This is a genomic window from Leisingera sp. CC-HEC096 (genome assembly GCF_059429235.1).
Genome location: NZ_JCAIJS010000001.1, coordinates 2988856 through 3013728, shown reverse-complemented (window position 1 = coordinate 3013728; position 24873 = coordinate 2988856). Strand labels below are relative to the sequence as shown.

The 24873-nt window shown below is 61.9% G+C and carries 24 protein-coding genes; 12 read left to right on the top strand and 12 right to left on the bottom strand.

Annotated features, from left to right (window positions below; genetic code table 11):
* Nucleotides 1–11 precede the first annotated feature (11 nt).
* Together AC5STI_RS14490 and AC5STI_RS14485 are read right to left on the bottom strand one after the other, a co-directional pair.
* Entirely contained in the window at nt 12–434 is a 423-nt protein-coding gene (locus tag AC5STI_RS14490) for a DUF1801 domain-containing protein (protein ID WP_495447158.1), read from the bottom strand.
* The gene (locus AC5STI_RS14485) at nt 431–1129 is read right to left on the bottom strand and encodes a glutathione S-transferase family protein (protein ID WP_495447157.1); all 699 of its coding nucleotides are present in this window, start codon (nt 1127–1129) and stop codon (nt 431–433) included. Before AC5STI_RS14485 ends, AC5STI_RS14490 begins: the two co-directional genes overlap by 4 nt.
* A gap of 84 nt (nt 1130–1213) precedes the next feature.
* On the opposite strand from AC5STI_RS14485, the gene AC5STI_RS14480 reads away from it, so the two are divergent.
* A complete protein-coding gene (locus AC5STI_RS14480) occupies nt 1214–1930 on the top strand; it encodes a helix-turn-helix transcriptional regulator (protein WP_495447156.1) in 717 nt (238 codons plus the stop codon).
* Between the two features lie 62 nt (nt 1931–1992).
* Nucleotides 1993–3324 carry a lytic murein transglycosylase gene (locus tag AC5STI_RS14475; RefSeq protein ID WP_495447155.1) on the top strand — a complete coding sequence of 444 codons (1332 nt, stop codon included), beginning with the start codon at nt 1993–1995 and terminating at the stop codon, nt 3322–3324.
* A gap of 130 nt (nt 3325–3454) precedes the next feature.
* Here AC5STI_RS14475 and AC5STI_RS14470 read toward each other — a convergent pair whose 3' ends face one another.
* The 6 genes from AC5STI_RS14470 to AC5STI_RS14445 form a co-directional block, all read right to left on the bottom strand.
* Nucleotides 3455–4630, bottom strand: coding sequence for an ABC transporter permease (locus AC5STI_RS14470; protein WP_490399475.1), 1176 nt, complete (start codon nt 4628–4630; stop codon nt 3455–3457).
* Between the two features lie 5 nt (nt 4631–4635).
* Entirely contained in the window at nt 4636–6264 is a 1629-nt protein-coding gene (locus AC5STI_RS14465; protein ID WP_490399474.1) for an ABC transporter permease, read from the bottom strand.
* Nucleotides 6265–6348: 84 nt separating this feature from the next.
* Nucleotides 6349–7449 (bottom strand): extracellular solute-binding protein, encoded by a 1101-nt coding sequence (locus AC5STI_RS14460; protein WP_475048817.1) that lies wholly within the window; start codon nt 7447–7449, stop codon nt 6349–6351.
* Nucleotides 7450–7526: 77 nt separating this feature from the next.
* Nucleotides 7527–8627 carry an ABC transporter ATP-binding protein gene (locus AC5STI_RS14455; RefSeq protein WP_495447154.1) on the bottom strand — a complete coding sequence of 367 codons (1101 nt, stop codon included), beginning with the start codon at nt 8625–8627 and terminating at the stop codon, nt 7527–7529.
* A gap of 367 nt (nt 8628–8994) precedes the next feature.
* On the bottom strand, nt 8995–10389 hold the full coding sequence (locus tag AC5STI_RS14450) for an aspartate aminotransferase family protein (RefSeq protein ID WP_495447153.1): 1395 nt from the start codon (nt 10387–10389) through the stop codon (nt 8995–8997).
* A 66-nt stretch (nt 10390–10455) separates the two neighbouring features.
* Entirely contained in the window at nt 10456–11142 is a 687-nt protein-coding gene (locus AC5STI_RS14445) for a GntR family transcriptional regulator (RefSeq protein ID WP_475048809.1), read from the bottom strand.
* 141 nt (nt 11143–11283) lie between these two features.
* Between AC5STI_RS14445 and AC5STI_RS14440 the strand changes: the two genes are divergently transcribed.
* From AC5STI_RS14440 to AC5STI_RS14420, 5 genes are all read left to right on the top strand, one after another.
* The gene (locus AC5STI_RS14440) at nt 11284–12372 is read left to right on the top strand and encodes a polyamine ABC transporter substrate-binding protein (RefSeq protein WP_475048806.1); all 1089 of its coding nucleotides are present in this window, start codon (nt 11284–11286) and stop codon (nt 12370–12372) included.
* A 117-nt stretch (nt 12373–12489) separates the two neighbouring features.
* Nucleotides 12490–13617, top strand: coding sequence for an ABC transporter ATP-binding protein (locus AC5STI_RS14435; protein WP_475048803.1), 1128 nt, complete (start codon nt 12490–12492; stop codon nt 13615–13617).
* On the top strand, nt 13617–14498 hold the full coding sequence (locus tag AC5STI_RS14430; protein ID WP_475053067.1) for an ABC transporter permease subunit: 882 nt from the start codon (nt 13617–13619) through the stop codon (nt 14496–14498). Before AC5STI_RS14435 ends, AC5STI_RS14430 begins: the two co-directional genes overlap by 1 nt.
* Nucleotides 14495–15310: an ABC transporter permease gene (locus AC5STI_RS14425; RefSeq protein WP_495447152.1), complete on the top strand. Its 816-nt coding sequence runs from the start codon at nt 14495–14497 to the stop codon at nt 15308–15310. The genes AC5STI_RS14430 and AC5STI_RS14425 overlap by 4 nt, the downstream gene beginning before the upstream one ends.
* Nucleotides 15310–16629, top strand: coding sequence for an NAD(P)/FAD-dependent oxidoreductase (locus AC5STI_RS14420; RefSeq protein WP_495447151.1), 1320 nt, complete (start codon nt 15310–15312; stop codon nt 16627–16629). The genes AC5STI_RS14425 and AC5STI_RS14420 overlap by 1 nt, the downstream gene beginning before the upstream one ends.
* Here the strand turns inward: AC5STI_RS14420 and AC5STI_RS14415 are convergent.
* The 3 genes from AC5STI_RS14415 to fliK form a co-directional block, all read right to left on the bottom strand.
* A complete protein-coding gene (locus AC5STI_RS14415) occupies nt 16602–17417 on the bottom strand; it encodes a phosphotransferase (protein ID WP_495447150.1) in 816 nt (271 codons plus the stop codon). The two genes, AC5STI_RS14420 and AC5STI_RS14415, sit on opposite strands and share 28 nt — an antisense overlap.
* Before the next feature lie 109 nt (nt 17418–17526).
* Nucleotides 17527–18204, bottom strand: a complete 678-nt coding sequence (locus AC5STI_RS14410; protein WP_495447149.1) for a FlgD immunoglobulin-like domain containing protein — start codon at nt 18202–18204, stop codon at nt 17527–17529.
* A gap of 4 nt (nt 18205–18208) precedes the next feature.
* On the bottom strand, nt 18209–19963 hold the full coding sequence (gene fliK, locus AC5STI_RS14405; protein ID WP_495447148.1) for a flagellar hook-length control protein FliK: 1755 nt from the start codon (nt 19961–19963) through the stop codon (nt 18209–18211).
* A gap of 127 nt (nt 19964–20090) precedes the next feature.
* Here fliK and AC5STI_RS14400 point away from each other — a divergent pair, with 127 nt between their 5' ends.
* The 5 genes from AC5STI_RS14400 to flbT all read left to right on the top strand — a co-directional run bounded on the left by AC5STI_RS14400 (nt 20091) and on the right by flbT (nt 22605).
* Nucleotides 20091–20384 (top strand): rod-binding protein, encoded by a 294-nt coding sequence (locus AC5STI_RS14400; protein ID WP_475048791.1) that lies wholly within the window; start codon nt 20091–20093, stop codon nt 20382–20384.
* The gene (locus AC5STI_RS14395) at nt 20377–20736 is read left to right on the top strand and encodes a flagellar biosynthesis protein FlgN (protein ID WP_475048789.1); all 360 of its coding nucleotides are present in this window, start codon (nt 20377–20379) and stop codon (nt 20734–20736) included. The genes AC5STI_RS14400 and AC5STI_RS14395 overlap by 8 nt, the downstream gene beginning before the upstream one ends.
* A gap of 202 nt (nt 20737–20938) precedes the next feature.
* On the top strand, nt 20939–21748 hold the full coding sequence (locus AC5STI_RS14390; protein WP_495447147.1) for a flagellin: 810 nt from the start codon (nt 20939–20941) through the stop codon (nt 21746–21748).
* Nucleotides 21749–21826: 78 nt separating this feature from the next.
* Nucleotides 21827–22198: a flagellar biosynthesis regulator FlaF gene (gene flaF / locus AC5STI_RS14385; RefSeq protein ID WP_475048783.1), complete on the top strand. Its 372-nt coding sequence runs from the start codon at nt 21827–21829 to the stop codon at nt 22196–22198.
* Between the two features lie 2 nt (nt 22199–22200).
* On the top strand, nt 22201–22605 hold the full coding sequence (gene flbT / locus AC5STI_RS14380) for a flagellar biosynthesis repressor FlbT (RefSeq protein WP_027235787.1): 405 nt from the start codon (nt 22201–22203) through the stop codon (nt 22603–22605).
* Nucleotides 22606–23486: 881 nt separating this feature from the next.
* On the opposite strand, the gene AC5STI_RS14375 is transcribed toward flbT, so the two are convergent.
* Entirely contained in the window at nt 23487–24815 is a 1329-nt protein-coding gene (locus AC5STI_RS14375; RefSeq protein WP_490399466.1) for a FliI/YscN family ATPase, read from the bottom strand.
* Nucleotides 24816–24873 lie beyond the last annotated feature (58 nt).

Here is a 24873-nt window from a genome sequence, read left to right as displayed (position 1 = left end):
TTTCCACTTTGTCAGGCCGGCACCTGTAGCGGCGGGCGGATGCGGTAGGTCAGCGCTCGCTTGATCAGCCAGCCGTGGCGGATCGGCTCCACCTCCTGCGGATCATTGAACAGCACCGCGCGGGTGCCCTCGAACCGGTCCCAGGCTGGGAAGGCCGCAGCGAATTCCCGGATCAGCCGGCTTTGGCAATGCACAAACAGGGCAAAGCGCGCGCCCTTGGGTATGCCTAGCCGGATTGTGGATCCGGTCTTGCTGTCGGGTGTGAGGTAGGAAGGCTGGCCCCAGCGCAACGCCTCCTCGACCCGTCCTGCCTCTGGCGTTTGCGCGGCGGTGTCGAAGATCAGCTGCCGCAGCGCCAGCAGGCCTGCGCGGGCCTGCCGGTCCGGCACATCAAATGCGGCCTCGATGTCCGGGCTGGCAAAGGGCGGGATCATGGCAGCGGCACCGTTTCAAACACCCGGTTAACATAAGGCTTGAGCACCGCGTCGTCGAGAATGCGGGAGACCAGCGCCGTGCGGACCGGGGTTGTCCCCATCGCCTGCAGCATGGAGGCGACGCTGAAATCGGCGCTGGAAACCTGCGCTCCAAACAGGAAATCCTGCCCCTTCAGCAATGCGGCGATGGCCTGCAGGTCCTGATCCACACGCTGGTTCCGTTCCTCCTCGCTGAACCGCGCGGTACCCTGGAACACCAGCCCTTTGTGCACCGAGCGGCGGATGGCGCCGGTGACCGGGCGGCGGATCAGGGCGGGGATTTCATGGAAGTACTTGTCGCGGATCGTGGGCCAGACCGCGTCATTGTCCCAGCGGTCGCGCACCACGTGGAAATAGAGCGTGTCCTCCGCCATCCGGATCAGCATTTGGGCCTGCGCTCGGTCCCGCGCGCCGAGGGCAGAGTCGAAGTCGGTGCCCTGCTGCTCCAGCCAGGCGCGGATGGCGCTGCTGTCCGGCACCAGCCCGCCGGGGGTGCGCAGCACCGGCAGCTTGCGGTGCGGCATCCCGCGCGGGTCGTTCAGGTCTTCGCGGGTCCAGCTTTGGCCGGAAAAGGCTAGTAATAGAGCCGCTTTGACGCAAAACGGGCTGAGGCTGAAGACGGCGCCGTTGCGGGGGTAGGTCAGTAGGGTCAGCATGGGAGCCTCCTGTCGTTTCGGGTTGCAGGCAGCCTAGATCCGCATGGTGACAAAAACTGTCATCAGGCGTAGACAGAATAGGCTATGTCCCGCACCCACCGCCTCTTCCAGCTGATGCAGGCCCTGCGCCTGGGGCCCGGCCCGCACACCGCGGCAGAGCTGGGCCGCGACCTGGGCGTCTCCGCCCGCAGCATCCACCGCGACATTGCCACCCTGCGCGAGATGGGAGCGGTGATTGATGGCGAGGCGGGCTATGGCTTTACCCTGGTCGAGGACAATGCGCTGCCGCCGATGGGATTCCGCGACACTGAGCTTGAGGCGCTGGTGCTGGGCCTGCGCGAAGTCGAGCTGATCGGCGATCCTGAACTGGCCACCGCGGCCTCGGAAGCATTGCGCAAGCTGCAGGCGCGGCTGCCGCCCCGGCAGGCGCACCGGCTGCGCCATGCGGTGCTGGCGCCCTACCGGTTCGAGCGCCCCGTGCCGCCCGCGATTTCGGCGCAGGACCTGCGGCAGGCGGCCTGGGACGAGGTGGAAGTGCGCTTTGGCTATACCGACGGCTATGGCGCGGTGACTGAGCGGCAGGTGAAACCGCTGAGCGTGGTCTATTTCGACCGCTCCACCGTGCTGATTGCCTGGTGCGGACTGCGCGACGCGGTGCGGGTGTTCCGGCTGGACCGGATGCGGGAGCTCGAGGTCACAGGACAAAGCTTCCGCCCGCACCGGGTGCCGATGCTGCGGGACGCGCTGGAACAATTCCGCCAGGAGCACCGGCAAGCGGCGGCCCGCACATGCGAAGACTGACCTCTTTACCCGGGCTCCGCCGCCGCTAGACTGGCAGAGAGCAGTATATAATGAGGTGCATCATGCGCAGATGGGTTGCAGTGTCCCTGGTGGCAGGCGGGGCCATGGCGGCAGAGGCCGCACCGGACAATTCCCTGAGGCCCAACCAGCGGCCGGAAGCGGTCAAGCTGGAGGGACAGGATGGAAGTTTTCAGCTGGCGTCGGCGGCCACGGCCATGAGACCCGCAGCGCGTCCAGCTGCCCTGAAGCAAGTGGAGCCGGAACCGGCTGCGGCAGAGCTGAATTTCCAGGGCTGGATCCAGGGGTTCCGGGACCGCGCCCTGGCCCAAGGCATCACCGCGCCGGTGCTGGACAGCGCCTTTGCCGGGGTCAGCTATGACCCGGAAGTGATCCGGCGCGACCGTAACCAATCGGAGTTCACCAAGACGATCTGGGAGTACCTGGACAGTGCGGCCTCGGAGCTGCGGGTGAAAAACGGCAAGGCAGCGGTGCGCAAGCATCAGGCGCGGCTTGAGCAGATCGAAGCCAAATACGGCGTCGAGCAAGAGATCGTGGTGGCGGTCTGGGGGCTGGAGAGCAGCTATGGCACCTTCCGCGGCAAGATGGACGTAATCCGCTCGCTGGCAACCCTGGCCTTTGACGGGCGGCGCGGCGCGTTCTTTGAGGGCCAGCTGGTTGCAGCGCTGAAGATCCTGCAGGCGGGCGATGTTGCCGCCCGCAAGATGACCGGCAGCTGGGCCGGGGCCATGGGGCACACCCAGTTCATCCCGACCTCCTATCTGGATTACGCGGTGGACTTCACTGGTGATGGCAAGCGCGACATCTGGTCGGACAACCCGGCCGACGCTCTGGCCTCAACCGCGGCATACCTCAAGCAGTTTGGCTGGGTGAAAGGCCAGCCCTGGGGGGTGGAAGTGACCCTGCCCAAGGGGTTTGACTACACGCTGGCCGACCGCGACATCGAAAGGCTGCCTTCGGAATGGGCGGCCCTTGGCATCAAGGGGCTGGACGGGCGCGCGGTGCGCGATCACGGTAAGGCTTCGATCCTGCTGCCGGCGGGCAGCGCGGGGGCGGCCTTCATGATCTTCCAGAACTTTGCCGTGCTGGAGCGCTACAACACCGCGGACGCCTATGTGATCGGGGTCGGGCATCTGGCCGACCGGATCAAGGGCGGCGCGCCGATCCAGAGCAGCTGGCCGCGCAGCGACCGGGCGCTGACCCGGGCGGAGCGGGAGGAACTGCAGCAGCGGCTGACCGCAGCCGGGTTCGATACCGAGGGAGTCGACGGCCGGATCGGGCCCAAGACGATCGGCGCGGTGCGCGCTTATCAGGTGGCCAGCGGGCTGACACCGGACGGGTATGCCTCGCCCCGGCTGTTGCGGCGGCTGCGGTAAAGACGACGCGGGGGGCCAGCCCCCTCTTGGCCTGACGGCCAATTCACCCCCGGGATATTTTCAGCCAGATGAACAATGGAAAGGCCCCGCAATGCGGGGCCTTCTATGTTCAGCCGCCAGTGACTGACAATCAGGTGGGGGACATTCCGCGCAGGCGCTCGGAGCGGCGGCGCAGCATCTCGACCGTGGTCAGAAGCGCGATAGAGATGACCACCAGAATCGTCGCCACCGCCAAGATGGTGGGCGAGATCTGTTCACGCAGGCCGATGAACATCTGCCACGGCAGCGTCTTCTGGCCGGCGGAGCCGACGAAGAGCACCACCACCACCTCGTCGAAGGAGGTGATGAAGGCAAACAAGCCGCCGGAGATCACGCCCGGCAGGATCAGCGGCATCTGCACCCGGAAGAAGGTGGTGACAGGCCCGGCACCCATGTTGGCGGCCGCGCGGGTGAGCGAGCGGTCGAAGCCCACCAGGGTCGCAGTCACGGTGATGATTACGAAGGGGATGCCCAGTGCCGCATGCGCCAGCACCACGCCGAAGTAGGTGCCCTGCAGGCCGATCCGGCTGTAGAAGAAGTACATGCCCGCGGCCGAGATGATCAGCGGAACGATCATCGGCGAGATCAGGATCGCCATGATTGCGCGGCGGAACGGCACATGCGGCTGGCTGAGGCCAATTGCCGCCAGGGTGCCGAAACCCACCGACAGCAGTGTCGCCATCGGCGCGATCTTCACCGAATTCCACAGCGCCTGTTGCCAGTCGTCATTGGTGAAGAAGTCGCGGTAGTGCTTGAGCGAATAGCCTTCAGGGTCGAAGCGCAGCATTTCCGGGGTGAAGGTGAAGAAGTCCTGAGCGTTGAAGCTGAGCGGCATCACCACCAGGATCGGCGTGATCAGGAAGACAAAGATCACCCCGCAGATCACCCGGAAGGTATAGTGCCACAGCACCTGGCCCGGAGTGAGGTACGGCGCCAGGTGGGCGCGGTAGCGCGAGGTGGCGATCCAGAACACGAACCAGCCGGCGAACCAGCCGAACAGCGCGCCGATCACCGCGGCGACGAGGCCGCCAAGCACGAAGCCTGCCGCTGCGAAGACCGCAATGAGCAGCCAGCGCAGCGGGGTTTCCTTGTCCGTCATGCCGGCAAAGACAAAGCCGATCACGCCCAGCAGTGCCGCGCCGATCAGCACCCCCAGCAGGCCGGAGCCCTGGGCGGTGCCGACGAAGAGGCCGAAGAAGGCCCCCGCGGCGGCGGCAGTGGCTGCAGTGAAGCCGGGGGTTTGGTTTTCAACAGGTGTCAAAGCCATTTCGGTTATCCCAGTTTCACGTTGTCGATGCCGACGATCTTGTCATAGGCCCAGTATAGCCCCAGGACGATCACCAGCAGGATGGTGCCAAGCGCGGCCGCGAGACCCCAGTTCAGCGACTGCGAGATGTGGAAGGCAATCCGGTTGGAGATGAAGACACCCTTGGTGCCGCCGACCAGTTCCGGCGTGATGTAGTAGCCGATGGCCAGGATGAAGACGAGGATCGAGCCCGCGCCAATGCCCGGAACCGACTGCGGGAAATAGACCCGCCAGAAGGCCGTCCAGTTGGTGGCGCCCAGCGATTTCGCCGCCCGCAGGTAGGAAGGGTTGATGGTCTGCATCACCGAATACATCGGCAGGATCATAAACGGCAGCAGGATGTGGGTCATTGCCACGATGGTGCCGAACTGGTTGTTAATCATCACCAGACGGTCGCTGTCACTGACCAGACCCAGCCAGACCAGCGTGTCGTTGATCACGCCTTGCTGCTGCAGCATCACCTTCCAGGCAGAGGTCCGCACCAGAAGCGAAGTCCAGAACGGCAGCAGCACCAGGATCATCAAGAGGTTCGCAGTACGCGACGGCAGGTTCGCCAGGATCCAGGCCACCGGGTAGCCGAGCACGATGCAGCTGCAGGTGATTGCCAGCGACATGATCAGCGTGCGCATGAACAGGGTGCCGTAGATGCGCTCGTCCTCGGGGCGCAATTCCGGGCCGTCCGGGCTTTTCTGCAGGTCGGCGGCGTTCAGGAAGTAGCCATTGGTGTATTTGCCCGCATAAGTCTTGAGCGTGCGCCAGACCTCCGGATCGGCCCAGTCCTTGTCCATTTTGACAAAGGCGTCGCGGGCGGATTCGGTTTCCATCTGGCCGGATTCGATCAGTGCCGCGGCGTCTTGCAGCAGGCGCTGCGCGTCGCCGCTGAAAGCCTGCGCGGCCTGCGGGTTGGCCGCCAGGTCGGAATGCAGGGCCATGTAGACCGGTGCCCAGGGCTCTTCCTCGGTCGGGCTGTCGTTATCCTCTTCCTGGATGGTGCGCGCAAACCTCAGATAAGCGTCGCTGGCCTTGGGCAGCGCCTCGCGGGCGGTTTCCGACAGTTGGAAGGGCGGTTCAGCCTCGCCGTCCGCGCGGCTGGCCAGCCAGTCCGGGTCGGCAAACACCGATACGAAGGTCTGCGGCTCTTCCCAAGCGGGATCGAGGGTTTCAAATTGCTTCAGGTAACCCTCGCCCACGTCATCGACGCGGCGGCCCGCCTTGCGGAACAGCGAGGAGATGCCCGGTGTTTCATAGTTCAGGCGGGTGCCGACGCGGGTGTGCTGTTTGCGCTCGGCGGCCACGACGAGGTCGTAAGCAAGTGCCTCATAAACCGCGTCAGGGGGCGTTTCGCCGCTGTCGGCGTCCCAGTCCTGCACCGCCACCACGGTCTGCGGAAGGGTGTCCTGCACGATGCGGTTCTCGACCGAGCGGAACAGCATGTCCGCAATCGGGAGAATGAAGGTCAGCAGGACAAAGAGCAGAAGCGGCGCAATCAGCAGCAGCGCGCGGATCTTCTGCATCCGGAGGGCCCGGGCGAGGCTGCGCTTTAGCGGCGTGCCGTCGGCGGCCAATACCGGACCGGATTGGGTGATGTCACTCATGGGGTTCCCCGTCGGGTCTTTTATTTTGTGGGGCGGGGGCCTGCGCGTGGCGGCCCCCGCCGGGCCTCTCATCACGAGGTCAGATTACTTGGCCAGCCAAGCCTGGAACTTGGCGTCCAGATCATCGCGGTTGTCGGCCCACCATTCGTAGTCATAGGTGTGGACGTTGCCCGCGTTTGCCGGATCGGTCGGCATGTGCGGCGCCATGTCGATGCCCAGTTCGGCGTGCTTGCCGACCAGCGGTGCCGAGGAGGCGCGCGCCGGGCCATAGGAGATGTAGGCGGCCTGGTCAGCCAGACGCTGGGTGTCGGTGGCGAACTTCAGGAAGTCCATCACGCGCGCCTTGCGGTCTGCGGGCAGGCCTGCCGGGATCACCCAGCCGTCGAGGTCAAAGGACTGCATGTCCCAGAGCATGCCGATCGGCTGGTTCTGCTCGGCGATTGCCGAGAACAGGCGGCCGTTGAAGGTCGAGCCCATCACCACTTCGCCATCGGCCAGCAGCTGCGGGGTTTCGGCGCCCGCGGTCCACCAGACCACCTGGTCCTTGATGGTGTCGAGCTTGGCCAGCGCCTGGTCAACACCTTCGTCGGTGCCCAGCACGTCATAGATCTCGTCCTTGGCCACGCCGTCGCAGTACAGCGCCCATTCCATGTTGTCGATCGGACGCTTCTGCAGCGAGCGCTTGCCCGGGTACTTTTCGGTGTCGAAAATCGCGCAGACCGAGTCCGGCTGGTCGATCAGGTCAGTGCGGTAGCCGAAGGTGGTCGAATAGACGATCTGCGGCACGAAGCAATCGCTGACGATCAGGTCGCCGAAATCTTCGGACGCCGGGGTGCCGTCGGGTGCAGCAGCCAGAACTTCGTCATGGTCGATTTCTTCCGCCAGGCCTTCGTCGCACAGGCGCATGGAGTCGGAGGCCACGGCATCCACCAGATCCCAGGTCACGTTGCCGGCTTCGTTCATCGCGCGGATTTTGGCCACGGCCTCGGCCGAGCTTTCGTCCCAGATGATTTTCACGTCGGGGTTTTGTGCCAGGTAGGGCTCGACGTAGGCCTTGTGCTGGCTGGCCTGGTAGGCACCGCCCCAGGACACCAAAGTCAGCTCATTGGCCATTTCCTCGGCAAAGGCCGAAGGGGCGCAAAGGGCAGTGGTCACCGCCAGTGCAGACATTTTGCTGAGTTTCATAGAGAGTCTCTCCTTGTTGAAATTCACAGATGTGAAGCCCCCGATCGTTATTCTGCCGGGGGTTCGGCGCGCGCGGATCAGGCGTCCAGCGCGCGGCAGTCTTCCGGCAGCCAGCCGATTTCGATCTGCTGACCGGGCTGCAGCCGGATTTGGTCCGGGGCGTTCCGGGTCTTGATGATGAATTCATCATTGCCGGCCACCCGCAGACGGGTGCGGAAGATGTCGCCCATGTAAATGAACTCCAGCACTTCCGCCTTAAGTGTATGGACGCCTTCCTGAAGGCGGTCCTTGTTGTATTCCACGCGTTCGGGACGAATGGAAACGCGGGTGCGCTCGCCCGGCTGGGAAACGTTGACCGGCTTGCAGTCGATCAGCTCGCCATCGTCCAGCTGGACCAGCGCAATACCGTTGTTGATTTCCTTGACGGTGCCCTCGAGCGTGTTGTTTTCGCCGATAAACTGAGCAACGAAGCTGTTTTCCGGGCTTTCGTACAGCTGGTCCGGCGGCGCGATCTGCTGGATGCGGCCGTCATCGAACACGGCAACCCGGTCCGACATCGTCAGCGCCTCGGTCTGGTCGTGGGTCACATAGACCACGGTGATGCCGAGGCGGTGCGCCAGGTGGGTAATTTCAAACTGCATCTTCTCGCGCAGCTGCTTGTCAAGCGCGCCAAGCGGTTCGTCCATCAGCACCAGCTCGGGCTCAAACACCAGTGCGCGGGCCAGGGCAATCCGCTGCTGCTGGCCGCCGGACAGCTGGGCCGGGCGGCGGCCGCCGAATGCGCCCATCTCCACCATGTCCAGTGCCCGCTTCACCTTCTCCTCGCGCTCGGACTTGCCCATGTTGCGGACTTCCAGCGGGAAGGAGAGGTTTTCCGCAATCGTCATATGCGGAAACAGGGCGTAGTTCTGGAACACCATGCCGATGCCGCGTTTGTGCGGCGGGATGTTGTTGATCGAGGTCCCGTCCAGACGGATGTCGCCATGAGTCGCGGTCTCAAACCCGGCCAGCATCATCAGGCAGGTGGTTTTCCCGGACCCCGACGGGCCAAGCATTGTCAGAAATTCGCCCTTGGGCATGGTGAGGTTAAGATCTTTGACAACGAGATTTTCGCCATCGTAGCTCTTTTGGACGCGTTCGAATTCAACGAACGCATCAACGTTTGACGCATCAGCCAAAGCAGGCTCCCCGTAGTTTTGTCATCCGGCAGATTTTCTCTGCGCTTGTTCGAAGTTAATCACACCAAAGCTATCAAGCGCTAGGTATGAAAAAAATATTCTTTCAATGGCGGAGGTACGAAATTCATACTTCGGCACCCACCCGCTGCAGGTAAGAATATCCTTACGGAACCCTAGTCCTGTTCCGCAAGACAGGATCGGACTTTTTGCGACACCCTTCGGATATTTTGCGCCGCGCCCTGCAATTCACCGGTCCGAAAACGACGCTTTCCAGACCCTCACCGAAGGAAACGGCCCGGCAGACAAGCTGCCGGGCCGTGATGAGTCGCTGACTGAACCGGCGCGGCCACGGCGCCAGGGAAGAGAATCAGGCGCTGTGGAGCAGGTCCTGCGCCTTCAGTTCGGCATAGCATTCATCCAGCGATTTGGTGGCACGCTCGATCAGCACGTCGATCTGCTCCGGCGTGATAACCAGCGGCGGCGAGATGATCATCCGGTCGCCCACGTGGCGCATCACCAGATTGTTGGCAAAACAGCGCTCGCGGCAGATGTAGCCGACAGTGCCCGCCTCTGATGCAAACGCGGCGCGGGCTTCCTTGTTCGGCGTCAGGGCGATGGAGCCCATCATGCCGACGATCTTGGCTTCACCGACCAGCGGGTGATCGGTCAGCGCTTCCCATTTCTGCTTGAGATACGGTGCCGCCACATCGCGCACGTGGCCGAGGATGTTCTCCTCTTCCAGGATGCGCAGGTTTTCCAGTGCCACTGCTGCAGCCACCGGGTGGCCGGAATAGGTGTAGCCGTGATTGAATTCATCACCCGCGATCACGGAGGCAATCTCGTCGCTGACGATGGAGCCGCCGATCGGCGCATAGCCGGAGCTGAGGCCCTTGGCGATGGTCATGATGTCGGGGCGGATGTTCAGGGTTTCGCTGCCGAACCAGTTGCCGGTGCGCCCGAAGCCGCAGATCACCTCATCCGCGATAAGCAAGATCTCGTACTTGTCACAGATGCGCTGAATTTCCGGCCAGTAGCTCTCCGGCGGCACGATGACACCGCCGGCACCCTGCACCGGCTCGGCGATGAAGGCGGCGACGCGGTCTTCACCCAGCTCCAGAATCGCCTCTTCCAGTTCACGGGCGCGCTGCAGGCCGAACTCCTCCGGCGGCATGTCTCCGCCCTCGGCCCACCAGTTGGGCTGGTTGATATGGTGAATGTCCGGGATCGGCATACCGCCCTGTGCGTGCATGCCGCTCATCCCGCCCAGGGAGCCGCTGCCGACCGAGGAGCCGTGGTATGCATTCTTGCGGCTGATGATCACGGACTTAGACGGCTTGCCCTTCAGCGCCCAGTAATGGCGCACCATGCGGATGTTGGTGTCGTTGGCCTCGGAGCCGGACCCTGCAAAGAACACATTGTTCAAATCACCCGGTGCCAGCTCGGCGATTTTCGCCGCCAGGGCAATCGCCGGCACGTGTGTGGTCTGGAAGAAAGTGTTGTAATAGGGCAGCTCGCGCATCTGGCGGGCGGCAACCTCGGCCAGCTCCTCACGGCCATAGCCGATGTTGACGCACCACAGGCCAGCCATCGCATCGAGGATCTGATGGCCTTCGCTGTCGGTCAAATGCACGCCGTCTGCACGGGTAATGATGCGGGCGCCCTTCTGCGACAGTTCGCCGTTGGCGGTGAACGGGTGCATGTGATGGGCCGCGTCCAGCGCCTGCAGCTCGGCCGTCGGCATGTGGTTGGTGATCACGGTCATGAGACTCGCTCCTGAGAATAACTGATTGGCCCCAGAATATGATCAAATTCTCAAGTGTCAATCGAATCAGTTAGCGCCCTGCAGCCCCTGAACCACATGCTCCATTCCTTCATAGACATCCCGCTCCATCGCCAGAGCAGCCATTTCCGGGTCCTTCCGCCGCAGCGCGTCGAGAATGTCCTTGTGCCGGTCCGGAAAGCTCTGAGTGCCAAGCCGCCCGCTGACCACCCGCAGAGAGGGGCCGAAGCGCAGCCACAGGCGGTCGGCGATGTCGCTGAGAATTGGCGCATTGGCATGCGCGTAGAGCGCTGTGTGAAAGCTGTAGTTCTGCACAAGATAGCCCGCGACATCACCAGTTGCGATGGCCTTGTCGAGCGCATTGTCGATTGCCGCCAACTCCTCGATATCCGCCGGGCAGACTTGCTGTGTGGCACGGCGTGCGAGTTCGCATTCTATTGTTTTTCTGGCAAAAATAAGCTCTTCCAGATCTTCGGGCCCCAGCAGAGGCACTGACACGCGGCGGTTGCCCTGGAACATCAGCGCCCCGTCCGAGATCAGCCGCCGGATCGCCTCGCGCACCGGGGTCATTCCCGCCTCCAGCGTCTCCACCAGGCCTTGGATCGTCACCGCCTGGCCGGGCACCAGTTCGCCGAACAGAATTTGCGCCCTGAGCTTTTGATAAACGATCTCATGCGCGGGCAGTTTCGCCGGGTTTTCCTGCGCCGTTGCGGGTGGCGAAGTCGTCTCTGTCACCTGGGGGTTTCCTCCTCGATTTTGGCCAGCTTGCACCATCCTGAGCCAAGTGAAAACATAAAGAGTATTGCCGAACGCGGCAAAACTTGATCAAATCCATTTACAGCCGGACCCTGAAGCCGGCACCACAGGGAGAAATTCATGACACTGAAAACGATGACCATGACCGCCGTCATTGCCCTCGGCTCGGCTGCCGCAGCCGCGGCGGAAGAGGTTCGCGTCTACAATTGGTCCGATTACATTGATGAAAGCCTGCTGGAAAAGTTCGAAGCCGAAACCGGCATCGACCTGATCTACGACGTCTTTGACAGCAACGAGGTTCTGGAGACCAAGATGCTGGCGGGCGGCTCAGGCTATGACGTGGTGGTGCCGACGGGCTCTTTCCTCGCGCGCCAGATCCAGGCCGGCGCGTTCCAGAAGCTGGACATGTCCAAGCTGACCAACAAGGGCAACATGTGGGACGCGATCGAGGAGCGCACCGCGCGCTATGATCCCGGCAACGAGTTTTCAATCAACTACATGTGGGGCACGACTGGCATCGGCGTGAATACCGCCAAGGTCAAGGAAGTGCTGGGCGAGGACGCCCCCATCGACTCGCTGGAGCTGGTGTTCAACCCGGAAAACATGGAAAAGCTGGCAAGCTGCGGTGTGCATTTCCTGGATGCCCCTGACGAGATGATCCCGGCAGCCCTGAAGTATATCGGCGAAGACCCCAACAGCATGGATGCTGACGTTGTGGCAAAAGCCGAGCCGGTCCTGATGGCCGTACGCCCCTATGTCACCAAGTTCCACAGCTCCGAATACATCAACGCCTTGGCCAATGGCGATATCTGCGTGGCCTTCGGCTGGTCCGGAGACATCCTGCAGGCGCGTGACCGCGCGGACGAAGCGGATAACGGTGTAGAGATCGAATTCAACGCCCCCAAAGAAGGCGCGCTGATGTGGTTCGACCAAATGGCGATCCCGGTCGATGCCCCGAACCCCGAGGGCGCGCACAAGTTCCTGAACTTCATTATGGACGCACAGAACATGGCGACGGCGTCCAACTATGTCTATTACGCCAACGGCAACAAGGCGTCTCAGGAGTTGTTGGAAGAGGATGTGATCGGCGATCCGGCGATCTACCCCAATGAAGAAACCGTCAAGAACCTGTACATCAAGGAAGGCTACCCGCCGAAGGTTCAGCGCAAGGCCACCCGCATGTGGACCAAGGTCAAATCCGGCACCTGATCTGCCGCACATGACCCGCGGGGCGCGCATTTGCCGCCCCGCAAACCCTGACGCGCCTGGTTTCCCTCGCGCGGCCAACCAATACATCCGCGCGACACTTCGCAGAAGAGGCCCGGCTTGACTGCTTCCGTATTCGAACCCTGGAACGATCCTGAGGCTAAGCCCCTGATCCACTTCCAGAACGTCACCAAGCGATTTGGTGAGTTCACTGCCATCGACAATCTGACCATCGACATCTACGAGCGGGAGTTCTACGCGCTTCTGGGACCGTCAGGCTGCGGCAAGACCACGCTGATGCGGATGCTGGCCGGCTTTGAAACGCCGACCGAGGGGAAGATTTTCCTGGCGGGTCAGGATATTGCCCCGGTACCCCCCAACAAGCGCGCCGTGAACATGATGTTTCAGTCCTATGCGCTGTTCCCGCATCTGTCGATCTGGGAGAACATCGCCTTTGGTCTGAAGCGCGAGGGGATGCCCAAGCACGATATCAACGACCGGGTCGAGGAGATGCTGCGGCTGACACGGCTGGAAAAATTCGCCCGCCGCAAACCGCATCAGATCTCCGGAGGCCAGCGGCAGCGGGTGGCGCTGGCGCGGTCGCTGGCGAAGGCGCCGAAGCTGCTGCTGCTGGACGAGCCGCTGGGCGCGCTCGACAAGAAGCTGCGCCAGGACACCCAGTTCGAGCTGATGGACATTCAGGAAAAGACCGGCACCACCTTTGTGATCGTGACCCACGACCAGGAAGAGGCGATGACAGTTGCTTCCCGCGTGGCGGTTATGGATCACGGCAAGATTGTTCAGGTGGCCACACCGGACCGGATCTATGAAACGCCGAACTCGGTCTATGTCGCTGACTTCATTGGCGATGTGAACCTGATCGAAGGCACCGCCAAGCCCAATGGCGGCGGCACCTATGCAATGTCCTGGCACGAGGGCCAGCCGCCGCTCAACGTGCAGTCTGCGAACGGATTCTCTGATGGCCAGAAATGCCATCTGGCGATCCGGCCGGAGAAGGTCTCGATCAGCTCTGAGAAGCCGGCCGCGGCGGACAATTCTGTGCAGGGCCGCATCCTCGACATCGCTTATCTTGGCAATATCTCCACCTATCACGTTGAGCTCCCGACCGGCGCGGTGATCAAGGCGCAGACCGCCAACACCCGCCGCATCGCCCGCCGCGATTTCACCTGGGAAGACACTGTCTGGCTGTCCTGGACCGCCACGGCAGGCGTTCTGCTGGCAGAATGATGCGCCGTTTTGTTCTGATCGCCATCCCCTATGTCTGGCTTCTGGCGCTGTTCCTGGTGCCGTTTGCCATCGTCCTGAAAATCTCACTGTCGGACGCGGCGGTTGCCCGCCCGCCTTATTTCCCTCAGTTCGATTGGGCCGAAGGGATTGCCGCCTTCCTCGCAGAACTCGATTTCGAGAATTTCGTCTGGCTGACCGAGGATGACCTCTATTGGAAGGCGTACCTCAGCTCCCTGAAGATCGCGGCGGTTTCTACCTTCTTCACCTTGCTGGCGGGGTATCCGATTGCGTACGGCATGGCGCGGGCGCCGGAGGAATGGCGGCCAACGCTGATGATGCTGGTGATCCTGCCGTTCTGGACGTCCTTCCTGATCCGCGTCTACGCGTGGATGGGTATTCTGTCCAACGAAGGTTTCCTCAACCAGTTCCTGATGTGGACCGGGGTGATTTCTGAGCCGCTGACGATCCTCAACACTAACTCCGCAGTTTATATCGGTATCGTCTACACCTACCTGCCGTTCATGATCCTGCCAGTCTATTCGGCGCTTGAAAGGCTGGACGGTTCGCTGATCGAAGCCGCCGAGGACCTCGGCTGCTCGCGCTTCACCGCCTTTTGGCTGGTGACGGTGCCGTTGTCGAAAAACGGCATCATTGCCGGCAGTTTCCTCGTCTTCATCCCGGTTCTGGGTGAGTTCGTGATCCCCTCGCTTCTTGGCGGTTCGGACACGCTGATGATCGGCAAAGTGCTGTGGGAAGAGTTCTTTTCCAACCGAGACTGGCCGGTGGCGTCCGCCGTGGCAGTGGTTCTGCTGCTGCTGCTCATCATTCCGATCGTGCTGTTCCAGCGCAATCAGCAGAAACAGCAGGAGGCAGAGCAATGAACCGTATGAGCTGGTTTAACGCCGTATCGCTGACCCTAGGGTTTGCCTTCCTCTACATCCCGATGGTGATTCTGATCATCTTCAGCTTCAACGAAAGCAAGCTGGTCACCGTATGGGCGGGTTTTTCAACCAAGTGGTACGGCGAGCTGCTGCAGAACGAGGCGTTCCTGAATGCGGCTTGGGTGACCATCAAGGTGGCCGTGTTCTCCTCCACCATGGCAACCGTGCTGGGCACCATTGCAGCCTACGTCCTGGTGCGCGGCGGGCGGTTCATGGGTCGGACGCTGTTTTCCGGCATGATCTATGCGCCGCTGGTGATGCCCGAAGTGATCACCGGCCTGTCGCTGCTCCTTTTGTTCATCGGCATCGGCCTGGATCGCGGCGTGTTCACCATCGTGCTGGCCCACACCACATTCTCCATGTGTTATGTGTCGGTGGTGGTGTCCTCCCGTCTGGTGAGCTTTGACCGCTCGCTGGAGGAAGCCGCGCTGGATCTCGGCTGCTCGCCGGCGGAGGCCTTCCGCCTGGTGACCCTGCCGATCATTGCCCCTGCAGTGATTTCCGGCTGGCTCTTGGCCTTCACCCTGTCGCTTGATGATCTGGTGATTGCCTCCTTCACCTCCGGCCCCTCGGCCACCACCCTGCCGATCAAGATCTTCTCTGCCGTGCGTCTGGGCGTCAGCCCTGAGATCAACGCGCTGTCGACGATCATGATCAGCATCGTCACTATCGGCGTCATCACTGCCTCGCTGGTAACCAAGCACCAGGTGGCGCGTCAGAAACGGGAGGAACAGGCCGCGGTGCGCGCCTGATGCGCAGGATCTTCTCGGATTACGCCTATGGTCCCGGCCCGCGCAGCAACTGCTGGTGGGACGAGACCATCGCAGCACCAGACTGGCCGGTGCTGCAGGGGGAGGGGTCCGCCGATGTGGCGATCATCGGCGGCGGCTTTACCGGTGTGTCAGCGGCCCTGCATCTGGCGGAAAGCGGCTTGTCCGTCGCGGTGCTGGAGGCTGAAACTCCCGGCTGGGGCGCCTCTGGCCGCAACGGCGGGTTCTGCTGTCTTGGCGGGTCCAAACTCTCCGGCTATGCCATGCGCCGCCTGTTTGGAAAACCGGCTGCAGATACCTATGACGCCGGCGAAGAAGCTGCCGTGCATCTGGTGCGGGAGCTGCTTCAGACCCATGGCATAGATGCCGACACGCATTCGGACGGGGAAACCCAGCTGGCGCACAGCGAAAAGGCCGCACGCGGCCTGCGGGCACAGGCCGAAACCATGCGCGCGGCAGGAGAGGAGCCGGATTTCCTGACCCGGGAGCAACTGGCGAACAGAGGGCTGAACGGCAATTTCTATGCAGCGCTGACAACGCCGGCGGGCTTTGCCCTGAACCCGCGGAAATACCTGTTCGGCCTGGCCAAAGCCGCGCAACGCGCCGGGGCCAATCTGTATCAGCGCAGTGCGGCCCAGTCGGTGCAGCAGGACCGCGGCGGATACAGAATAGAGACAAAACAAGGTTGTTTGCGGGCCTCCAAGGTCATTATCGCCACCAATGGCTACTCCTCCGAGGACCTTCCCGGCTGGCTGGCCGGACGGTATATGCCTGCACAGTCCACCGTCATGGTGACCCGTCCGCTGACGGAGGCCGAGCTGCAAGCGCAGGGCTGGGTCTCGCATCAGATGGCCTATGACACCCGCAACCTGCTGCATTATTTCAGGCTGATGCCGGACAGGCGTTTCCTGTTCGGGATGCGCGGCGGGCTGCTGGCCTCGCCCCGGGCCGAGGCCGCGATCCGGCGCAAACTGCGGCGGGATTTCGAGGCTATGTTCCCGGCGTGGCATGCTGTGGAAACCACCCATTGCTGGTCCGGCATGGTCTGCCTGTCCCGAAATCTGGTTCCCTACGTCGGGCCGGTTCCAGAAATGCCGGGCATGTATGCGGGCCTTTGCTATCACGGCAACGGTGTTGCCATGGGCAGCTATGCCGGGCGGTTGCTGAGCGATCTGGTGCAAGGACAGATGCCGGACCTCCCCTATTCTCCCGTGATGCAGAAAATGGCACGCTTCCCCTTGGGCCGTGCCCGCCGGGTCCTGATGCCACCTGCCTATGCGCTGCTTGGCCTGATGGACTGAAGCGCCGCGCGCTCCAGCTCATACGCCTGCCGGTCCCTTCCGCCGCCGCGTTCGGCCCGCCACATGCAGTAGGCCGCCATACGCCAATGGAACCAGGGTTTCAGCGCCAGAACCCGGCCGGCAATCCGCGGATCCGGGTAGGCCTCAAGAAAGCTGTCCTCCTCCGCCTTCGACAAGGGCGCTCCCCGATACATCAGCTGCATGGCGGGTGACAGGAACAGTGCAAGATCCTCCGCCGGGTCACCGATCTGCGGGCATTGCCAGTCGATCAGCGTCAGCGTGCCGTCATGCGCCAGCAGGTTGCCAGGCACCGGGTCGCCGTGGATCAGCACCGGCTGCGGCAGCGGCGGAACCTGCCCCAGAGGTCGCAATTCCGCGAGCTGATCCCGGTCCCGGCAGTTTTTCAGAATCTCAAAGGTCTGGATCTCGAGCGCCGCGCTGCCGTTCACGCCCTGCGGTAACCCTGGTGGCGGCGCCAGATCGTGCAGACGCCCCAGCAGTTGCGCAACGTGGCCTGTATCCTGCTGCCAGGGGCTGCCGTTGACATGGGCATAGCCCAGCCACCTGCGTCCTTCGAAAACACCAGACTGCACCAGCGGCGGAACCATCCCGGTTCCCGACAGTGCCGTCAGCACCGCGATTTCCCGTGCCGGGTCATTGGCGAACAACGGGTTGCTGCCATCCGCCGCGAACAGCTTGATCACCAGCCCGCCCGCCCGCCAGACGTAGTTCGAACGCCCCCCGGCCAGCCGCCGGGGCGCGGGAACATGCAGGCCCGTTGCGGACAAATGCGCAAAGAGGCGGGCTTCGAACGTGTCAGGCAGCGGTTGCAGGGCGGTCTCCGGTGTTATGCCGCCCTGTTCTTAGCCAGTTTTATTGCCTGCGGATACTGCCGGATCACCCTTGCGGATCGCGAAGAGCGCTGACCGAAGACGCCAGGACCACAGAACCGCCTTCGGTAATCAGGCCCACATCGCCGCCTTGCATCCGGGTTTCGTTCACCTTGAAATAGATCTCGGCATATTCCTGCAGAATGAGTTCGTCGTCCTTCCTGCTCTCGATAACGAACTTGTATTCCCCTGTCTCCAGCGGGTTGCCGTCGTCATCCAGCCCCTTCCACTGGTACGGCTCGGCCGAAACCGGCAGAGTGACACGCTGCACCTCGGTGCCGTTGGCGTCCTCTACGACCAAAGTCACCGAGTCAGCGGCAGCAGCCGGATTGGGCGCAATGGTGATCTCATTGCCGCCGTCGAAATAACCCGGCGCCACGCCCCGCGCCTCCATCCCGACCCAGCCGGACAGCGCCGCCATGTTGGCCAGACCAAGCTGGGATTGCAGCCCTTCCAGCAAGGTGTTGCTCTTGGTCTGCTGCTCTACCATCGAGAATTGCGCCAGCTGGGCGGCATATTCGGTCGAATCGAGCGGCTCCAGCGGATCCTGATTGGTCGCCTGCGCCGTCAGCATTTTCACGAAGGTTTCAAAATCGGACGTCAGCCCGGAGGTCTGCTGGGAAGCCGCCGGCTGAAGGGTGGATTGTGCTGCGGTGCTGCCCGCGGAAGTGACTGCTGTTGTCATGTGATCAGACCCTCATATCCACGCCGGTTTCACCCAGCCGGAGGTTTTGCGTAATAGTGGCGGCGCCATCCGACGCGTCGGCGCTGTTCGTTCCTGCGCCGCCAGCAGCTGAACCGGTGCCGCCATCGGCGTCATCCGCGGACTGGCCGCCTGTTTGGCCGCCGCTGAATTCAAAGGAAATGTCGTCATAGCCCATGCGGCGGAATTCCTCCGCCAGTTCATGGATATGCCGGCGCATCAGGTCGCCGGTCTCCGGACGCTCGGTTTGAATGATCATCGTGATGCCCGTCTCGCTAGCCACCACGCGCATTTTCACGTGGCCCAGTTCCTGCGGGTTCAGCGAAACTTCAACTTTCTGCTCGCCTTTGGCCGCAAAAGCCTCAGCCAGCTGCGCCGCTACCATGCGCGGCGTCTCCGGCCGGTGAACCGTGCCTGTGCCGATGGAGGCCTCCGTGAGCAATTGCGTCAGCCCCGGAACCTCACCGGACAGTCCAAACGCGCCTGGCGCCAAGTCCTCGGACCCGGACAGCAGTTCCGTACCAAGCGAAGCGGTGCCGAGCCCGCCGGCCATCAGCGGTTGAAGAATGGCAGTGGCCGGCTGGAGCGGCTGCGGCGCTGTCATAGCCGGGGACGAGCGGATTTCCCCGCCCTTGAACGCGCCGGAAGTCAACCTGCCACTCTCAGCCGCCTCAGCATCCGAAGGGGCTTCGCTGGTAATCACTGCTGATTCTGTTTCAGCTTTCAGCCCCGCCGCCTTTAGCGCAGTTTGGCCAGCTGCAGCTGCCTGCATGATGCCTGGCGCAACTGGCGTGCCCGAATTTACCGATCCGTCAGGCCGTGCGGACGTTTGCTGGCCGTCTGCCTGCAGGACTTGAGACTTGATATCCGCAGTTGCGAAGACAGGATGTGCCTGAGCCGCCGCTCCGGCTGTTCCTCCCTGTGCGGGGGCTACGCTGGATTGCTGCCCCCCAGCTTGGGGTTGAGCGTGAGCAATACCAACTGCTTTGACCGGCGCTTCCAGGGGAACGCGGGCGGTACCAGCAGCCTCTGTTGCTCCTTCGACCCGCGGATTCGCAGAGGTGATACTGCGCTCAGCTGAATTGCTGCCAAGGACAGCTTCCGCCTGAAAAGATCCAGAAGCCTGGGTTTGAGCGGATCCTTCGTTTGTGACGATCCGGCCACCGTTTTCAGCCGCCTGGTTTTCTCCCAGTGCGGAACTGCCTGCCGGTTTTGCCCCGGCAGATACGGATACGGAAAGCTGTGCCTCATCACTGTGTCCGCCAGACAAGCGACCGGCGCCAGAGGGAAGATCAACCCTGCCTGGGTGTTCACCGCCTTCTGCGTCAGCTGCGGAGGCAGGGCGAGCTTGCCCATCCTCATCAGGACCGATGGCAGGCCGCTCCACGACATTTGCAACCGGGGCTTCTGAAGCATCAAAGTTCGCAGTATCAACCGCCGGATCTACCTCCACTTCGGTTTCGGAATGCCCGGCTTCGGTCTTTGTAAGTTCCGCCGCCTCATCCAATTCGGCTTCAGACCCTTTTGAGTGGGCGGTGTCTGATTCGGCTTTGGCGCTCGTCTCAGCCGGCTCGCCCTTGCCTGGAACGGTTTCACCAGCCTGATTTTCACGCCCTGGCTGGGACGCAACATGATCGGCAAAGCTATTGGAATTGGTAGATTTTCTGGATGACTCCCCGGTCGCGGCCGGCGTCTTGCCAACAGAACCGGCTTCAAAGCCAAGGATTGAATTCATCATCATGATTGTCTTCCGGACATTCTATCTCGACCCGGACAGACTTATCCCAAAGCGGTTACGGCAATTTTAACCGGTTCCGGCGCAGTTTTAGAAAATCGATGAAATTCGACGTTAAACCGGAGAACCGGACATGCCAGATCTATTGCCCACCCCGCTGCAGACTGCATCTGCAGCTTCCAAAGCACGGCCTGCAGCCAGCGATCCGCTGCGAGAGGCTGCTATCGAGCTGGAAGCCTCCTTTCTTGCGCAAATGCTGAAATCCGCAGGCCTTGGCGAATCCCGCGAAGGGTTTGGCGGCGGCGCAGGCGAAGACCAGTTTTCCAGCTTTCTCATCCGCGAACAAGCCAATCAGATCGCCCGCTCCGGCGGCATCGGTCTGGCCGAATCGCTTTATCACGCATTGAAGGAGACCCAAGGTGAGTGACTCGAAACCGCAAAAGCTCATTGATGAGCTGGATCAAATCCTCGACCGCGAACGCGCCGCATTGATGGCAGGAGAGCTGCCCAAACTGGAAGAGCTCCTCGCCAAGAAGGAAAAGGTGATCGGCAAGCTGAATTCCGTTTCAGAACTGGAACGCGAGTCTCTGGCGCAGGTTCAGACCAAGGTAACCCGCAATCAGCAGCTCTTGGACAGCGCGATGGACGGTATCCGGTCGGTTGCCGCCCGCATGGCCGAACTGCGCCGAATCCGGAAAGGTCTGGACGTTTATGACCAGGCCGGACGCAGGAACCGCTATGGCACGCGCGGCGGAGCAAAGCTGGAAAAACGTGCCTGATGCAATTTTGGGAAAATTCTAAAAAACCAAATGCCGGTATTAGCACTCCCTTAGCAACTCCTGCGCCAAAGTCGCTTTGCACCTCATGAGGGGTGGCGCGGAAGCCGGACGGCGGAACGCACAGTCAGAAAGACGTCAATCAACGCCCCGCCGGGGCACAGAATACCGGGGCTAAAGCGCCCCACAGCTAAAGGAAAAAGCTATGACCAGCATTCTGACCAACAACGGCGCAATGGTTGCTTTGCAGACTCTGAAGACTGTGAACAACGATCTGGAAGAAACCCAAAACCAGATCTCGACCGGTAAAGAAGTCGGCAGCGCTAAGGACAATTCGGCTGTTTGGGCGATCTCCAAGTCGATGGAATCGGACATCCAGGCGTATGAAGCCGTGGGTGATGCGCTCGACTTTGGTGAAGCCACTGTGGCTGTTGCCTCCTCCGGCATGGAGCAGATCGTCGAAACCCTGAAGGAAATGCGTGAGCTGGTGGTGTCCGGCGTTTCCGAGAACGTGGACCACGCCAAGATCGAAGGCGACCTGGCGAAGAAGCGTGAACAGATCGACTCCATCATCTCGTCCGCGTCCTTCAACGGCGCCAACCTGCTGGACACTTCCGGTGCAACGCAGCTGAATGTTCTGGGCGGCTTGGATCCGGCCAACGACATCATTCAGGTCAATCACATTGACGCTGCCACCAGCATCTCCGGCGCTATGGGGAACACCCTCACCTCGACCAACGCCACTACCATTCTGGGTGAGATCGGGACTGCGCTGACCTTTGCGATCGACAGCGCCGCTCAGCTGGGTGCGGATAGCAACCGTCTTTCCGACCAGAGCTCTTTTGTGTCCAAGCTGAACGACTCGCTGAAATCCGGCGTCAGCACCATGAGCGACACCAACATGGAAGAGGCGTCCGCCCGGTTGAAGGCCCTGCAGACCCAGCAGCAGCTGGCGGTGCAGTCGCTGACCATTGCGAACCAGGCGCCGTCCACCTTGCAGCAGCTGTTCCGTTAACAATCCCTACCGGGGCGCGCATAGCGCCCCGGTCTTCCCCTCTCAGAGAATCTGAAGAATAATACGTTAGGAAAACACGTGAATGCCCTTCTGAAGGCGAAGAGTGCCTATTCGGCGGCAAATGCCCCGACCCGGACAGCAAAAAACTTTGAATACGAGGTGGTTACCCGCGTTACCCGCCGGTTGATCACGGCTGCGCAGAAAGGCGGCGATGAGTTTAATGAACTTGCTCAGGCATTGAACGACAACCGCAAGCTTTGGTCGATTTTCACGGCGGATCTCGCAATGAAAAGCAACCCCTTGCCGGATGATCTCAAGCGGAATCTCTTCGAATTGGCGGAATTCACGAGACAACACACCAGCAAAGTGCTTCAGCGCAAGGCCAATGTGCGGCCCCTGGTGGAAATCAATACGGCCATCCTGCGTGGCCTCCGCAGCGGAGCTTCCTGAATATGAGCGGACTTGTCCTGAAACTCGCCCCCAAGGAGCGTGTCCTTGTAAATGGCGCGGTGATTGAGAACGGCGACCGCCGCAGCCGCCTGTCCATTGTAACCCCGGATGCCAACATCCTGCGCCTGCGCGATGCCATCCACCCCGAAGAGGCCAATACGCCGGTGCGCCGTGTATGTTATGCCGCGCAGCTTATCCTTTCCGGCGACGCCGACCCGGAGGAAGAGCGTCTGCCAATGCTGCGCCGGATCGAAGAGCTGAGCCAGGTCTTCACTGACCCCGACAGCCGCGCCTCTCTGGCAGAGGCAACTGACGCCCTGATCGGTAACAACCACTACCGGTGCCTGAAGGCGCTGCGCACGTTGCTGGCACGTGAAGACCGGCTGTTCGCGGTTCGCCCGTCCTGATCCTTGCAGCCCGTCCTGCCAGACACAGGTAATGCGGGCTGAAGCTTACCCCAGGCCACGTACGGCAAACAGTTATCAATGTCCAAGCAGGATGCAATCCTGCCGCGCGTGTCCGATCGCGTTCTGAATAACATCGGCCATGTCCAAAGCGCCGGGGACCAGATCAGCGGTCCCCGGCGTTTTTGCTGCGTGCAAGGCAGGTTTGGCCTGAAAGGTGAAAACTCCTACGCAGCTTTAAGGATCAAATCTCTCCGGTGAGTGACGCTGCCTATAAGCCAATGGCAAAGTGCACAATCTGTGCCCGTTCCGGACATCCCGCAACGGTGTTCGAATTGGCTCGGTACTGTAGATAAGAACTGACGAAGCCAAGCCAGTGCTCAATCCGGTCGTCACTAGCCAGGTGCAACACTGCCAAGCGGTCAGGAACTGGATCATCCGTAGCAGGCTGCAATGTGCGCCAGACGAGAATTATCCAGCCTAGGGGAAGTCAGCACGCAAAGGAATTGCAAAAAGATGAAACTTCATCTGTCAGCCCGCCTTGCGTGGACATTGGGAAACTGTGCCGGGGCCGCCGCCGAGACCGGGCTAAACCGGCTCCCGCCGGCGGTTGGGCATCTTTGGGGAAACGCCGCAAGCGCTACTCGAGACCGATTACACTACCTAAGATTGTGGTGTGGAGAGAGAGTATGAAGAGCTAGTCAAAACCATTTCGATCCGGGAAAAGCCGTCGGCTTCGAGGAAAGCAATTCCTCAGCTTAAACAGCTTCTCCGCTACTGGCATGCTGGTCAGCCTGTCCCGCAGCCCCGCCGTCTGAAAGCGACGCCACGGCAATGGCGCCAGACGCCGCTTTCATCAGGCTCCTTGAAACAAGAATTGGCCGTCAGCGCCCTGCCTTTGCGCGCCGCAGCAGCAGAAGCAGACGATTGAAACTGCTGGTGATCCCCTCCGGGTCCTCGCGGCCAAAGAAGGCATCCAGTTCGGGCCAAAGCTTGACCGCCTGATCCAGCACAGCGTCGTTGCCTTCTGCGTAAAGCCCGGCCCGGATCATCACCTCGGATTGCTCATAGGCGCCCAGGAATTTGCGCACCTGCTGGATTGCCTCGTTTTCATCGGGCGTGGCCGCGGCTGGCAGGCTGCGGGAGACCGAGCGAGAGACGTCGATCGCCGGGAAGCGGCCGCGCTCGGCGATTTCCCGGCTCAGGACGATATGCCCGTCCAGCACCCCGCGCAGGATATCGGCGATCGGCTCGTCCATGTCGGAGCCCGCCACCAGAACGCTGAAAACGGCGGTGATATCGCCCTGACCCTCGCCGCCAGGGCCAGCGCGTTCGCACAATCCGGTGATCAGCGGAGTCACCGAGGGCGGGTAGCCGCGCAATGCAGGCGCCTCTCCCGAAGCGGCGGAGATTTCCCGGTGCGCCTCGGCAAAGCGGGTCACAGAGTCGGCCAGGAACAGCACATTTTTGCCCTGGTCGCGGAAGTGCTCCGCCACCGTCATGGCAGCCCAGGCACAGCGGCGCCGGACCAGTGCCGACTGATCGGAGGTTGCGGCCACCACCACGGCCCGGCGCATGCCTTCGGGACCCAGGACATCCTCGACAAAGTGATTCACTTCGCGGCCGCGCTCACCGATCAGAGCCATCACTACAACATCGGCTTCCATGTACCGCGCCAACTTGGCCAGGAGAGAGGATTTCCCCACCCCGGAACCTGCAAACAAGCCAACACGCTGGCCGCGCACAACCGGAAGAATCGTGTTCAGCAGTGCATGGCCAGTGGCCAGCCGCTCTCCCATGGCCCGCCGTCCGGCGGCCTTGGGCGGCGGCGCCATCAGGTTCCTCGGAGCCGACCCCGGCAGCATCGGGCGGCCGTCCAATGGCTCACCAAAGGGATCAATCACCCGGCCAATCCAGTGATCGCTGGGCGCGAACTCCGGCGAAGGATGCAGCAGAACCGCATCGCCGATTGCTGCGCCATCGGGAGCCCGGTCAGGCAACATACTGATATTATTACCGCTAATCTTGAGAACTTCGCCGTGCAGCTCATCATTTGGGCCACGGCGCAGCACCAGCCGGTCACCGATCCTGGCAGCAGACGCCAGACCGCTGACTTCGATCTCCCCGCCCGAGATTCCCGTCACCCTGCCCATCTGCGTCGCCAGGTGCTTACTGGCGATTTGACGGGTCAGTGCTTGCAGCTCTGCTTTCATTGCGGCGCTCTCCATTGGTGTCCTGAAAACAATTTCTAAAGGAATCGGGGTTAAGCCT

What these genes read in the sequence shown, in the direction of transcription:
- AC5STI_RS14490 (WP_495447158.1), bottom strand. Translation starts at nt 434, where the DNA reads ATGATCCCGCCCTTTGCCAGCCCGGACATCGAGGCCGCATTTGATGTG.
- AC5STI_RS14485 (WP_495447157.1), bottom strand. Translation starts at nt 1,129, where the DNA reads ATGCTGACCCTACTGACCTACCCCCGCAACGGCGCCGTCTTCAGCCTC.
- AC5STI_RS14480 (WP_495447156.1), top strand. Translation starts at nt 1,214, where the DNA reads ATGTCCCGCACCCACCGCCTCTTCCAGCTGATGCAGGCCCTGCGCCTG.
- AC5STI_RS14475 (WP_495447155.1), top strand. Translation starts at nt 1,993, where the DNA reads ATGCGCAGATGGGTTGCAGTGTCCCTGGTGGCAGGCGGGGCCATGGCG.
- AC5STI_RS14470 (WP_490399475.1), bottom strand. Translation starts at nt 4,630, where the DNA reads ATGGCTTTGACACCTGTTGAAAACCAAACCCCCGGCTTCACTGCAGCC.
- AC5STI_RS14465 (WP_490399474.1), bottom strand. Translation starts at nt 6,264, where the DNA reads ATGAGTGACATCACCCAATCCGGTCCGGTATTGGCCGCCGACGGCACG.
- AC5STI_RS14460 (WP_475048817.1), bottom strand. Translation starts at nt 7,449, where the DNA reads ATGAAACTCAGCAAAATGTCTGCACTGGCGGTGACCACTGCCCTTTGC.
- AC5STI_RS14450 (WP_495447153.1), bottom strand. Translation starts at nt 10,389, where the DNA reads ATGACCGTGATCACCAACCACATGCCGACGGCCGAGCTGCAGGCGCTG.
- AC5STI_RS14440 (WP_475048806.1), top strand. Translation starts at nt 11,284, where the DNA reads ATGACACTGAAAACGATGACCATGACCGCCGTCATTGCCCTCGGCTCG.
- AC5STI_RS14430 (WP_475053067.1), top strand. Translation starts at nt 13,617, where the DNA reads ATGCGCCGTTTTGTTCTGATCGCCATCCCCTATGTCTGGCTTCTGGCG.
- AC5STI_RS14425 (WP_495447152.1), top strand. Translation starts at nt 14,495, where the DNA reads ATGAACCGTATGAGCTGGTTTAACGCCGTATCGCTGACCCTAGGGTTT.
- AC5STI_RS14420 (WP_495447151.1), top strand. Translation starts at nt 15,310, where the DNA reads ATGCGCAGGATCTTCTCGGATTACGCCTATGGTCCCGGCCCGCGCAGC.
- AC5STI_RS14410 (WP_495447149.1), bottom strand. Translation starts at nt 18,204, where the DNA reads ATGACAACAGCAGTCACTTCCGCGGGCAGCACCGCAGCACAATCCACC.
- fliK (WP_495447148.1), bottom strand. Translation starts at nt 19,963, where the DNA reads ATGATGATGAATTCAATCCTTGGCTTTGAAGCCGGTTCTGTTGGCAAG.
- AC5STI_RS14400 (WP_475048791.1), top strand. Translation starts at nt 20,091, where the DNA reads ATGCCAGATCTATTGCCCACCCCGCTGCAGACTGCATCTGCAGCTTCC.
- AC5STI_RS14390 (WP_495447147.1), top strand. Translation starts at nt 20,939, where the DNA reads ATGACCAGCATTCTGACCAACAACGGCGCAATGGTTGCTTTGCAGACT.
- flbT (WP_027235787.1), top strand. Translation starts at nt 22,201, where the DNA reads ATGAGCGGACTTGTCCTGAAACTCGCCCCCAAGGAGCGTGTCCTTGTA.
- AC5STI_RS14375 (WP_490399466.1), bottom strand. Translation starts at nt 24,815, where the DNA reads ATGAAAGCAGAGCTGCAAGCACTGACCCGTCAAATCGCCAGTAAGCAC.